The sequence below is a fragment of the Roseibium sp. LAB1 genome (genome assembly GCF_054658235.1).
In genome coordinates, this window is sequence record NZ_BAAGIB010000002.1 from 310,703 (window position 1) to 323,400 (window position 12,698).

Sequence of the window (12,698 nt, forward strand, 5' to 3'; positions counted from 1 at the left end):
TTCGTCCCGCCGGACTTTGATTGGATTAATGGCCTGTAAGAACAAGTGCCTGGATCGGGAACAGCAACGCCTGAACCCGAATGATCATTGCATGGACCAGACCGACCGTGTCGACCACATGCAGGAATATGAACTCTCCCGTTCCGATTGGTTCGCCGGAGGCCAGGCGGTCATGATTGCTGGTATAGGCGTTGACCGTGCAGATTGCCCCCGGAGGAAGCTTATCAAGGCCGCCCTTGTAAAGCGGTTCCAGCATTGTTGTGATCGTCGCCGGTTTCACGCTCTGCGTCGTCTCGAGAAGCTGACCCGACATCGAAACCTGACCGGAGGCGATCTGCGACTGAACCTCGGTCACGACCAAGGGAATGATCGTGAAAGGTACGGCCCCGCAAAAAGCTTCCGCCACCATTCCTTCCTTCAGAACCTGGGCCTCGATCTGACCGAAGCCCGCGACGATCCGTTCCCTTTGTGCGTCCTTGGGAATAAGCAGGCCAGCCGGCCGCATCATCGGGTTGACGATGTCGCCCGGACGCAGGATGAACTGGCTCATCATTCCATCCACGCCGGCATAGACGGTCATCTTCTCCAGTTCCACCTGCGCCTCGCGCAGTCTGGCTTCCGCGCTTTTCAGGCGAGCGGGCAGAAAAACCGTGATTTTGGTCTGGACAAGCTCCTGATTGGACTGTGCCGCACGCAGCGCCCCTGCCCGTGCATCCACGGTGTTCTGAAGCTTTTCGATGTCCCGCTCGCTGACAACATTTGCATTGCGGTTGAAAAGCTCCTGTCTCGTATCAAGCTCGTCCTGGGCCTGCTTCAGCGAAGCCTGAGCCTGATCGACCTGGGCATTGGCAACGGACAGTTCGCTCTGAGCCAGCGCAAGCTCGCCCTCGATTTCGACCACCTGCTGCTGCGCTGTCACAACATCCGCTTCCTGGCGTGTGCTGTCGAGCTTGAAGATCGGATCGCCCGCCTTCACTTCGACCTCCAGTTCCAGCGGCACGAAGGTTTCGATGACCCTACCGGAACTTTCCGGCAGAACCGGGATCGTGCGGAAGGTCGAGACGGCCGTTGTTGCTGTCGGGTGGAAGTAGAAGATCAGCGTGATCAGGGAAACAGTCAGCATCAGACAGAGCACGATGCCGTAGCGCAGCTCGAACCAGACCGAATAAAGGGTGATTTCATGGCCGATACGCTTTCCCTGAACATATCTGCGGATCAGATAGTCTGGTAAAACCGTGAGCATGGAACAGAACAGAAGTTCAAACATGTTTGCTCTCCTGTTCCCCTGCAGATGATGGCAGTTGACCGCTCGGCTCTGCAGGAGGCTGGTTCGCCCCCCCTTCGGGCAACTTCGTACCGGCGTCCAGAGCACGCTCTTCCAACTCCAAGTCGTTCTCGACCAATGTTTCGGAAGCTACCCCGCCGGTTCCGGCAAGGCGGCTCAGGGAATGCGCCATTGATTCCAGCGGTGTCCAGAAATCGGGAAGTTGAATGAAGGCGAGCAGAAGCGCTGCGACCCAGAAAATGTTGTTGTGTGTAAACAGCGCCAGAAGGGCCAGGACAGCAACAAGCTCGAACTGAGCGCGCCCATGCTTGTGGGCAAGCCGTTCGGGAATTGAATGGAGGTGCAGATATAACACCCCAACAAGGATCGCCCCTATAATCAGGACGACCAGCATCACACTGAAGAGCCAATCACCACCGTCCACAGTCGGTATGAAAGGCGGCAGGTGATGCGGCGCAAGCTCATGCGCGTTATCAGCCATTGGACTTCCCCCTTACACGTCAGCACCGCCCAATTCGGCGGACACGTTGCCCAACCTTAAAAGGGAAATCCTGTCATGCGTAAGAAAAAGTATGACTTTCGAGAACTTTGACACAACCTATCCGGTCAAATGTCTTTCGGACACCAGCCGGATGGGTTATGCCGTTCACGTCAGTATGGCCGCCGGACAGGTTACCGGGGCGCCATGCGAATGGCGCCGTCCAGACGGATGGTTTCGCCGTTCAGCATGTCGTTTTCGCAAATTGATTTGACCAGCTGGGCATATTCGACAGCCTTGCCGAGACGCGAGGGGAACGGAACTTGCTGGCCGAGGGAATCCTGTACTTCCTGCGACAACCCGAGCAGCATCGGCGTTTCGAAGATGCCTGGTGCGATCGTCATGACGCGAATGCCCGACTTCGAAAGATCACGCGCGACAGGCAGCGTCATGCCGGCAACTCCCGCCTTGGAGGCAGCATAGGCAACCTGGCCGATCTGGCCGTCGAAGGCGGCGACCGAAGCCGTCGAGACGATCACACCGCGGCCGCCGTCGACAGTGACGGGTTCCAGGGTGGCCATGCCGGTCGCAGCGATGGAAAGACAGCGGAAGGACCCGATCAGATTGACTGCAATCACCTTCTCGAACATGTCCATCGGGTGGGCTTCGCCGCGGGACGTGGTTTTTGCCACCGGAGCGATGCCTGCGCAGTTGACCAGGATCCGTTCCTGACCGTGGGCAGAGCGAGCCTTTTCAAAGCCGGCTTCGACGCTTGCCTGATCGGTAACATCGACATCGGCAAAGACACCGCCGATTTCGGCGGCAACCGCTTCGCCCTGGCCTGCATTGCGATCGAACAGCGTCACCTTGACGCCTTCGGCTGCAAGCATGCGCGCGGTTGCAGCACCCAGCCCGGATGCACCGCCCGTTACAATGGCGGAAAGTGTTGAGTCCAGTTTCACGGCAACCTCCAAACGGATGCAATTCATTGAAATCAATGAATTTAATCTACTCAATTGACGATAAGGTCAATTTTGGAGGCAAGGTGACCCAGATTGACCTTCCGGTCAAGTGCTTCCACATCGGCCAAACAGGCAAGTCTTCGGACCGCTTCCGGTCTTTCCGGCCTATCTTGCCAGAACGACCAGGTCGACCGGGAGCTTGATTCCAGCCACCACTGCCTCCGGCCGAGTTTCGATCAGCGGCAGCTCGAGGCCTTGTGCGATGGCAAGATCGAATGTGCCTTTGTCCGTCAGCGCAGTGGAGTCCTGGATCTTGTTTGCATCTTCCAGTTTTGCAGCGCGGTTGACGGCATCGCCGATGACCGTGAATTCCAGGCGCTGCTTTGAACCGATCACACCCACCGTGACCGGTCCTGCCGCAACTGCCGTTCCGATGCGCAAGTGACCCGGCCAGCCCGCATCCAGAAACCGCTGCTGTTCCCGCTCTGCAGTTGCCACAAGACGCCTTGCGGCACGCAGTGCGTCGGCCGCATAGGTCTTGGACGGGTGGACCGCCCCAAACGTTGCCAGGATGCCGTCGCCCAGAAACTTGTCGACCCTGCCTCCTTCCTCGACGATCACATCGACCGCCAGGTTCTGATATTCGGCCAGGACTGCCAGTACTGTTTCCGGGGGCAATGCAGCGGACGTCGCGGTGAAGGACCGGATATCGGCATAGAGAATGGCGGCATCGCGCAGGCTGCCCTCACCGGCTTGCAACTCGGCATTCGCTCCGGTGATCGAGGCAGCGACCTCCGGCGAAAAGAAACGGCTCAGATCCATGGCTGCCGCATGGTCTTTCGAAGCTTCGAACAGCATCGATCGCCCCCGGTAAAGGGCAACGGACAGGATCACGGTTACCGCCAGGATTACCATGGTCTTGTCCAGCTCAGCGCCGATCAGAATGGTGTTGCCGGTCAGGTATTCGACGTAATTGCGGGTCACACGCATGTGGTCCATGTCGGCAAACGCAGCATAAAACACCAGCCCCAGCCAGCCGGTCACCGCCACGATGCCGGTCGTCAGCACAAAGCGCGGATCGAACCGCAGTGCCCTCAGACCAATGAAGATGAAGACATACATCAAGGTGGGCGTCTTCAGATAAAATGTCGGGTGCTGGCCATACTGGATGTGGAAGGAAAAGATCAGCCCGACCAGGAGCGCCATGTCGACACAGATCGACACCAGCAGATACCAGCGCGGTAACTCGAACCTGTATGACAGGATGAGCCGCAGCACGGTGAACAGGAAATAGGCTGCAAGCGCTATTGGCACGAAATTGAAGCCGGCAGACCCTTCCGCCCTCGGTGCGATGGCATACAGCAACGAGAAGAACAGTACGAGACCCAGCTGGACCCAGCCGATCAGGCGCTCCGAGGACGCTTCTCGGGAACGGATTTCTTTCCGGACCCGGTCAGGTAAACCGGCGTCAGGTGGTCCGCCACGCAGGATGTAACGCAGTGTCTGGGATTTGGAAGTCATCTTGCCGCCGGTGAGACGTTGCTCATGCGCGGAGTTTCCACCGGCGATGAGAATTGCGCAAGCGACCCCGCGGGAAAGTGAGTGGACGTGAGCGAGGTGCGCCCTTACAGGCTGCCCTGCAACCGCAGTTGCTCGATCATGCGCACGAGGTCAGCCTGGCGGCGGCAACCGGTCTTGGACAACGAAGCCTTGATCTGGTTCCGGACGGTAAAAACGCTGACCTGGCGCTCCTCGGCGATTTCAGCGGGCGTCCGGCCATCGGCCAGCTTCAGGACCGTCGCTGCTTCTGCCGGGCTCAGTCCGAGTTTTTTCTGAATTTGGGCCAGGAACGTCGCGCTGCTCGCATCCGGCCTGACCGCCAGCATAACAGCGGAGACTGCCTTGTTCATGAAGACGCCGAAAGGCGTTCTGTCCAGGTCTCCCAGTTGCAATCCGACCGATCGGCATGTCCAGCTCCGGCCTCGTCCATCGATTGCCTGCCAGTTCCGGAACACATCCCCCCCACCCGCGGACTGAAGTTGCACGAATGCTGAAAACCGGCCCTGGTCCGCTTCGGAGCGAAACTGAAGCCGCCGGTCGAAATCGCTGCCGACCAGGGACCCGGCTGCCAGCAGTTTCTGGCCCTCTGCACATGCGTAATGGATCCGCATTGCGGTATCGATCACGAATATCGCCGAACCTGTTCCCAGAAGATGCTGTTCGGCCGCCCATTTTTCGAATGTCAGGCCGGAAATTGTCCGGTTGATCTCCAGTGACTGACGGATGACCGGTGCCAGATGCGCGCAGAGTTGCAACCAGTCGCCTTCGTATTTGTCGCGATCCTTCGCCCGCATGTTGCCGCCGAGCAGAAACATTCTGTCGCCATCCAGCGCCAGCATGGAACCACCGCCTCCGATGATGTCCTCAAGAGGCAGCAGCAGATCGGCGTAGAACTGGGTCTTCTTCAGAGATTCCGGCGTGCACAGCTGGTGGGTGGATATGACGTCGCCCACCTTGCATTTGGAAAAATTGGCGGCAAACGGATTCTTGTCTGCGTAGTGCTCTTCGTAGAGCTGCAGAATATAGGGGTCGTATCCGGACGAGAATGTGAGCGGCGTGGCTTTGGTCAGGTCGTCATAGCCGATCAATTGGGTGCACACACGTGTGCCAAGGCTCCCGCTCAGTGCGTCGAGAAACACCTGCCACCGTCCCGGATCCAGCGCCGCTGACACCGCCAGGTTCGACAACCGTATCAATTCTTCCGCTGTTACAGCCAACTCTACCCCCGGAGTTCCCGCAGCATCACGCCAGTCATTGAAACCGGACGGAACACTTCACTACGCTCAGACCGCTCAACGACTGGGCGGGAAAGCAGTTTCTGAGGCGTCCGACGTACGGACATAAGCAAAAGTTGGCGGCAGTTCTTTAATATCGATCAATTTCAGGCCAATTCGGCATGAGGCTTGCTACTGGAGACCTCGCTGCACTTTCTATACTTGCCAACCTCTCCCCTTCCCCAGCTGCGGAAAATATATACAATTAGTCCAAATGGACCATGCAAGTAATGCATACACCCTGTAAACAACTAGTGATCGAATTCGGCAAACGCGTGTAACCGTATTTCAAGTTACATGGGTTTGTTTTTCGGCCGCAATTTGGGGTTCCCGCATTCCAGCGGTCGGCGATTGATCAATTTTTTAGTCTTGGTATTTTTTTGGGCGGCTATTTGAGCCGCCCTTTTTTTATACTCGTGAGACGCTCGGCCCGGCTAACCGCCCTTCAAGGCTTAAGAATCATGCCTTCGCTGGCGACCAGTGTTCCAGGATAGGCGTTTTGCGCCGCCATCCCGATTTCATCGAGTTCGTCGTCGGACCTGCGCGGGTCATGATGGAAGAGGACAGGTGTCTTTACGTTGCCGGCCTTTGCCAGCTCGACTGCCTTCTGCCAGGTGGAGTGCCCCCAGCCCTTGTAGGTGGCGTATTCGTCATCGGTGAACATGGCGTCATAGATCATGACGTCGGTGTTTCGGACGAAATCCGGTAGAGCCGCATCAATTTCCGGATCACCATGCTCGTGATCGGTAATGATGCAAATCGATTTGCCCTGAAACTCGAAGCGATATCCGCAGGCTCCGCCCGGGTGGTTGAGCCGGGTCGTGCGGATAACAAGGTCGTCTGATCGCGGGATCTGGTCACCGGCGGTGAAGGACTTGAATTCGACCGCCTTCAAGGTTTTCGCTGCCACTGGAAAGATCGGCGGAGACATGATCCGGCTGACGATATCAACGAGGCTGGTGTCGTCCTGAAAATGTCCGGCCCAGGCCGTTACGGAAAAACTCGGATCGTAGGCCGGCTTGAAAAAGGGAAGACCGCAAATGTGATCGAGATGCGTATGAGTGAAGAGAAGATCGAAGGAACGTGTCTTGCACTTGCAAATCTCGACACCCAGGTTTCGGGCGCCGGAACCGCAATCGACCAGTACCAGCGCATCGCCGGCCCGGATTTCAAAACACGACGTTTCGCCGCCATAGCGGAGTGTGCTCGACCCCGGCGTCGGGGTGGACCCTCTGACGCCCCAGCAACGAAGCGAAAATTCCTCAGCCACGTGTTACTCCCTAACCGCCGGCAGCCCCTCGACGTGCATCGGCCAGATCCCGGGTGGTCCGTTCAAGCCGCAGCGCCAGTGTCCGCATCACCTCCAGCGAGATATCCGGAAATTCTTTCAATAGTTTCAAGAAATCGTCTTTCGAAACAGTCAGAACATCCATGTCATTCGCTGCGACGAGTGTCGCGGTTCTTGGTACGTCGCACAGAATAGCGATTTCGCCAACAATTGAATTTTCCGAAACCTGCGCAACCTTTTTTTCGCCTTCGGGGGTATCGACCAGAACGTCGGCGTCGCCGGACAGAATGATAAAGGCGCAATCGCCTTCTTCTCCCTGTGAGCAGAGACGCTCGCCGGCAGGATACTCCGTCCGGTCGCTGATGAAGGCCAGCAGCCTCAGCTTGGTCTCGTCGATCCCGCGGAAAAGCGGCACTTTGCGGAGCGCCTCGACTTCGGTTTCAAGTGTCATCTTCTTCTCCCGCGCCCTTTGTTATGCCGTTCCGCCTGGCCTGAACCATCCGGTTGATTCCCGCAGACCGGCTGCCCAGCTATCGTTACACCCACCGTCTTACCCTTTTTCTGAAAGCCGTCCTTGATCCAGAATGAAGCGCTGATCGAATTCAGCTGCTATTTCGGCGTTGGACGTGCCGAACAGGAATGTTTTTCCGGACAGGATTTGCCTCAAGCCGTCGCGAAGAGACTTGTCCTCGTCTGTCATGCCGGTGGCGATATCGTCCAATATGGTGATTTTCGCGTTTTTCAGAAGACCGCGGACCAGTGCGATCTTGCGGCGCTGCCCTGCGGACAGCCGCGAACCGGACACACCGACATGATAGCCGAAGCCCGCGTAGATGATGGGGCGCCGCAGTCCGGTTTCCTCGACAATGGTGCGGATGACATCGTCTATCCGGCGCCGGGCATCCCTGCGGTCAACGCGGGCGCGCCCGAAAAGGAGATTGTCCTCGATGGTCAGCGGCGGCAGATAGACGTCAGGATCGAAGGCGACAAAGTTGTCGCTGTTCTTGACGACGCCTTCCAGGAACTTCTGACGTGCACTGATGATCTCGTTCTTCAATTCGTCGGTCATCACACCCAGACGATGCCGGGCGGGAACCAGCTTGAAGGCCAGTCCGGTCAGACGGGAGCGGTCGGCGTCGGTCAGGCCCGGACGTGGCTGGTCGGACTTGGCAATGCGGACGATGCGCTCGAAATCCGGAATCTCGTCCAGCGTGATGAAGGAGTAAGCGCCAAGAAGGCCGCTGTCCCCGGAAACGTTGGAGAACAGTTCCAGCATGGTTTCAGCGATCTTGAGACCGATCTGCTGGAGCTTCTGGTCGAACCCGGTCTCGGCCAGGAACGCCTTGACCTCATCGAGATCCGGCACCTGATCCATGGTGATTTCCGGATCATCCGGCACGGCAAAGAACAGGTTGTCGGCCAGGCTGGCGCTGGCATTGAAGCGGTCGCGGTGCCACAGTTCGACAAGACCACCGAGATCCGGCTCGTGGGCAATGCGGTCGGCAAGTGCCTTGCGAACGTTCAGGATCTTGTCGGCAAAGCTGTCGTCCATGGACGGATCGAACCGCGACTGCAGGCCGAGCCGGTAGATGTCCTTGTCGATCTTGACGATTTCAAGCAGCTCCAATGCCTTGGTGTCGAGCTCGTCCTCATTAGCGACGCCGGCGGCATCAAAATCGTCCCACTCAGCGGCAAGATCATATGTGGGGTTGCGCGTTTCCTTGGCTTCGGACAGGCGCCGCTTGTAATTCTTCAAGCTCTCCCCTTCCCGCTGAGGCGGGATCAGCGGACGGTGACGCAGGCCGTAATAGAGATTGTCCCGGATCGTTCCGGTCCAGACATGCACCGCTCCGCCGACATAGGCAATCTGCCGGCCTAGCGTGGCGTCGGTCAGCTTGTCGAGATCATGACTTCCGATGCAGACCTTACCGGAAGCGGCCGCGACAAGCCCCGCGGCAAGCTGGAGCACCTCCGATCGTCCGGATCCGTCCGGACCGACGATCGCGCAGGCGCTTCCCGCAGGGACCGTCAGCGATACGTCGACAACTTCCTGTCCCGCAGCACCACCGGAGAAGTTGACGTTCTCCAGCTTGACGTCGCCAGTCAGGTCCACCGTATCGTCCGAGGTCAGGCGTTCCCTGCCATAGATGTCCGACGGATCGAAGTTCTCGACGACGGTCTGGTACTTGACGCTGACGTCTGCCGTCATCTGGTAGAAAGAGAGCAGTTCTTTCCACGGGCCGGCAAGATCCTTGTAGGCGGCGATGACCGCCAACAGGGCACCGATGCTCAGATTGCCCTGGATGACCAGATAACCGCCGATCAGATAGAAGAAGAACGGCGTCAGCTGGTTCATGAAGTTGTTCAGGAACTTGATCAGGAATTTCCGGTTGAAGATGTCATACCGGATCTTGAAGTTCTCGTAGAGCCGGTCGGAAATATCCGCCGAATGCCAGGCTGCCGCATCGTTGGCATGGATCTCGGCCACGCCCGTGATGCTTTCGCCGACCTTGTCCGCGATGACACGGATGTTGCGCACCCGCTGACGGGACAGCAGCACGACCTTGCGCTGCAGAAGCGGGATCACGTAGCCCTGAATGGGATAGGAACTGATGGCTGCCAGCCCCAGAAGAGGATCCTGCATGAAGATGAAGCCGATCTGCACGATCAGCATGCCGCCCTGGTAGGCTGGCAGCGCAAAGGCTTCACCGATGTAACCGCCGACGTCCTCCACTTCCGATGTGATCATCGGAATGATTTCGCCCGAACTGACCTTCCTGAAGTGCGGCAGGCGGAATCGCAGGACCCGCTGAAACAGCTCGAAACGCAGACGCCGCAACATGCGCTCGCCGAGGCGGCCCTTGTAGACGTTGAGGTAGAACTTCAGCCCGTTCGAGACGACGACCAGAAACAGGAAGGTAAAACACAGGAGAAGAAGATAAGGCGTCTGATCGAAATCGGTGCCGAGGATCGTCCGGGGAAAATTGTCGCCCTGGACAGCATCGTTGACAATCAGTTTTGGCAGTTCGAGTAGGACATAGACCACCGGATACGTGAGCACGGTGACCATAAGAATGAAGATCTGCTGTCTGGCGCTATACTTCCAAATAAAACCAAAAAGGCTCTTTTCCATTAGCTCATCCAAACAGACAAGGATCAAATATGTGCAAGCAGATCATATTTGGTATATTAGCAATCCGAGTTAGTTGCGCCAGCCGGGATTAACATTTGCCACAACCGCTTTAAAAGGGTCCGCAGACCGTTCCTTGTCGAAAGTCCCCTGTCAAGAGATATCCGCACGTGACAAGGGCCAATCAATTGAGACATAAGCCTTTCGGGCCAGTTTTACAAATTTAGGGGCAGTATGAGTTCCAAGACGCCGAAGATCCTCATCTACAGCCACGATTCCTTCGGATTGGGCCATCTCAGACGCTGCCGGGCAATCGCGCAATCCCTGGTCGGCGACTTCGACACCTTGTCCGTGCTGATCCTGTCCGGCTCCCCGATCATCGGCAGTTTCGAGTTTCGTTCGCGGGTCGATTTCGTCCGCATTCCCGGTGTTATCAAGCTTCGCAACGGCGAATACACGCCGCTGTCGCTGCACATCAATATCGACCAGACACTCGCGATCAGATCTTCGATCATCGAACACACCGCCAAGGTTTTCGATCCGGATATCTTCATTGTCGACAAGGAACCGCTCGGGTTGCGCGGCGAAGTGCTGCGCACGCTGGAAGCCCTGAAGGAAACCGACACTCAACTGGTGCTCGGCCTGCGCGACGTCATGGACGATCCAAAGGTGCTGAAGGAAGAATGGGACCGCAAGAACGTCTATCCGGCCCTGCGAGACCTCTACGACGAGATCTGGATCTACGGTCCGGAAGATATCTGCGATCCGCTGGAAGGAATCGACCTGCCGCAGTCCGTGCGCGACAAGCTGCGCTACACTGGTTACCTGCGCCGGCACCTGCCGAAATCCGCCCTGGAAACGCCTGGCCCGACCCCGTTTGACGAAGAACCCTACATCCTGGTGACACCCGGTGGCGGCGGTGACGGCGTCGAGATGGTCGATTGGGTCATGCGCGCTTACGAAGCCCGGCAGCGCCCGCTGTTTCCGGCCCTGATGGTGCTCGGCCCCTTCATGCCGGCTGCGGCGGCAACCCAGTTCAGCGAACGCGCCGAGCATCTTCGCGATGTCGAGATCATCCGCTTCACGCCGCAGATAGAACCCTATCTTGCCAATGCCACGGCGATCGTCGGCATGGGTGGATACAATACCTTCTGCGAGATCCTGTCCTTCGACAAACCCACCCTGATGGTACCGCGCGTCATTCCCCGCCGGGAACAGGCAATCCGGGCCGAACGAGCTGAGCAAAGCGGCCTTTTGAAGGTTTTGCCGATCGACAGGTATCCTGATCCGGATCTGATGGCAACGGCCTTGTCCGAACTCCCCGACATGCCATCTCCGTCGGCGGCTGGCGTCGACAATCTGCTTGGCGGTCTGGATGTCATATCGACCCGTGTCGGCGAAATCTTCGACGAACAATTGGCAGCCAACCGGAAACTGGTCAACTTCTGACCTTCGCCCCGCAGTTCGAATTCTTTCAAGAGCCGACCGATGTCCCGTATCGCCGTTGTGGTCAAAGGCTATCCCCGCCTGTCCGAAACCTTTATTGCGCAGGAAATGCTTGGGCTGGAGCGGCGGGGCATCGAGATCCTGATCGTTGCCCTGCGCAAGCCGTATGATCCCTACATCCACGATCTGCACCGGCAGATTTCCGCCGAAGTGATGTATCTGCCAGAGTACGTGAAAGACGACCCGGCGCGGGTTGCACGCGCAAAACGCTGGGCGGAGAATCAGCCAACTTTCGAGGCCACCAAGGCCCTCTTCGATGCCGACTTCGCGCAGCAGCCCAATGCCGACCGGCAACGCCGCTGGGCCCAGGGCTGCGTCTTCGCACATGAATTGCCGGAAGACGTGACGTGGATCTATACCCACTATCTGCATACGCCCTGCTCGGCGTCGCGCTACGCGGCGCATCTGTCCGGCCGGAAATGGTCCTTCTCCGCGCATGCCAAGGACATCTGGACCAGCCCAGACTGGGACCTGAAGACAAAGATCAATGACGCCGCCTGGGGCGTCACCTGCACGGCTGTCAACGCCGACCATCTGAAAGGCCTTGCCGACGATCCGGACAAGATCGAACTGCTTTACCATGGTCTCGATTTTTCCGGATTTCCCGAGCCGAGGCAGAAGGGCACGACGCGTGACGGCAGCGGTGACCCGGTGCGCCTCGTTTCCGTCGGCCGTGCGGTGGAGAAGAAAGGTTATGACGACCTTCTGAACGCCCTGGCGCACCTTCCTGCATCTCTCAACTGGCAATTCACGCATATCGGGGGTGGCGATCTCTCCGATGTTCTGAAGTCACAGGCGGATGCTCTGGGGCTGTCGGACAGGATCACCTGGCGCGGCGCCCAACCGCGTGAAGAAGTGATTGCCACCTGCCGCGGGGCGGATCTCTTCGTGCTGCCGTCCAAACTTGCCAAATCCGGCGACCGCGACGGCCTTCCCAATGTCCTGATGGAAGCGCAGTCCATGGGCATCTGCTGCCTTTCCACCAAGGTCTCAGCGATTCCTGAGCTGATCGTGGATGGGGAAACCGGTGTCCTGGTTTCCCCCGGTGCGCCTGAGGACTTGGCCTTGGCGATGCAGCGCCTTATTACCGCCCCCGAGACACGTCACGGTCTCGGCCTTGCCGCGGCCAAGCGAGTCAGATCGACGTTCTCGACAGACCCTGGCCTCGATCGCCTTGCGGACAAGTTCCGCAAGGTCCTTTAGGCCGTACTCCAG

General features: G+C 58.1%; 10 protein-coding genes. 2 read left to right on the plus strand and 8 right to left on the minus strand.

What is annotated here, in order from left to right; translation table 11 throughout:
* Positions 1-25: 25 nt before the first annotated feature.
* The 8 genes from ACYQ54_RS11435 to ACYQ54_RS11470 form a co-directional block, all read right to left on the minus strand.
* Complete coding sequence (locus tag ACYQ54_RS11435) at positions 26-1,267, minus strand: HlyD family secretion protein (RefSeq protein WP_460082246.1); 1,242 nt, start codon at positions 1,265-1,267, stop codon at positions 26-28.
* Positions 1,260-1,766, minus strand: coding sequence for a hypothetical protein (locus ACYQ54_RS11440; protein WP_460082247.1), 507 nt, complete (start codon positions 1,764-1,766; stop codon positions 1,260-1,262). Before ACYQ54_RS11440 ends, ACYQ54_RS11435 begins: the two co-directional genes overlap by 8 nt.
* A gap of 191 nt (positions 1,767-1,957) precedes the next feature.
* Complete coding sequence (locus tag ACYQ54_RS11445) at positions 1,958-2,752, minus strand: SDR family NAD(P)-dependent oxidoreductase (RefSeq protein WP_460082248.1); 795 nt, start codon at positions 2,750-2,752, stop codon at positions 1,958-1,960.
* 138 nt (positions 2,753-2,890) lie between these two features.
* On the minus strand, positions 2,891-4,246 hold the full coding sequence (locus ACYQ54_RS11450) for an adenylate/guanylate cyclase domain-containing protein (RefSeq protein WP_460082250.1): 1,356 nt from the start codon (positions 4,244-4,246) through the stop codon (positions 2,891-2,893).
* Positions 4,247-4,350: 104 nt separating this feature from the next.
* Positions 4,351-5,502 carry a helix-turn-helix transcriptional regulator gene (locus ACYQ54_RS11455; RefSeq protein WP_460082252.1) on the minus strand — a complete coding sequence of 384 codons (1,152 nt, stop codon included), beginning with the start codon at positions 5,500-5,502 and terminating at the stop codon, positions 4,351-4,353.
* 502 nt (positions 5,503-6,004) lie between these two features.
* A complete protein-coding gene (locus tag ACYQ54_RS11460; RefSeq protein ID WP_460082254.1) occupies positions 6,005-6,829 on the minus strand; it encodes an MBL fold metallo-hydrolase in 825 nt (274 codons plus the stop codon).
* A gap of 10 nt (positions 6,830-6,839) precedes the next feature.
* Positions 6,840-7,298, minus strand: coding sequence for a cyclic nucleotide-binding domain-containing protein (locus ACYQ54_RS11465; protein WP_460082256.1), 459 nt, complete (start codon positions 7,296-7,298; stop codon positions 6,840-6,842).
* A 99-nt stretch (positions 7,299-7,397) separates the two neighbouring features.
* Positions 7,398-9,980: an ABC transporter transmembrane domain-containing protein gene (locus ACYQ54_RS11470; protein WP_460082259.1), complete on the minus strand. Its 2,583-nt coding sequence runs from the start codon at positions 9,978-9,980 to the stop codon at positions 7,398-7,400.
* Between the two features lie 231 nt (positions 9,981-10,211).
* Between ACYQ54_RS11470 and ACYQ54_RS11475 the strand changes: the two genes are divergently transcribed.
* On the plus strand, positions 10,212-11,426 hold the full coding sequence (locus ACYQ54_RS11475; RefSeq protein WP_460082262.1) for a glycosyltransferase family protein: 1,215 nt from the start codon (positions 10,212-10,214) through the stop codon (positions 11,424-11,426).
* Positions 11,427-11,465: 39 nt separating this feature from the next.
* Entirely contained in the window at positions 11,466-12,686 is a 1,221-nt protein-coding gene (locus ACYQ54_RS11480) for a glycosyltransferase family 4 protein (protein ID WP_460082265.1), read from the plus strand.
* Positions 12,687-12,698 lie beyond the last annotated feature (12 nt).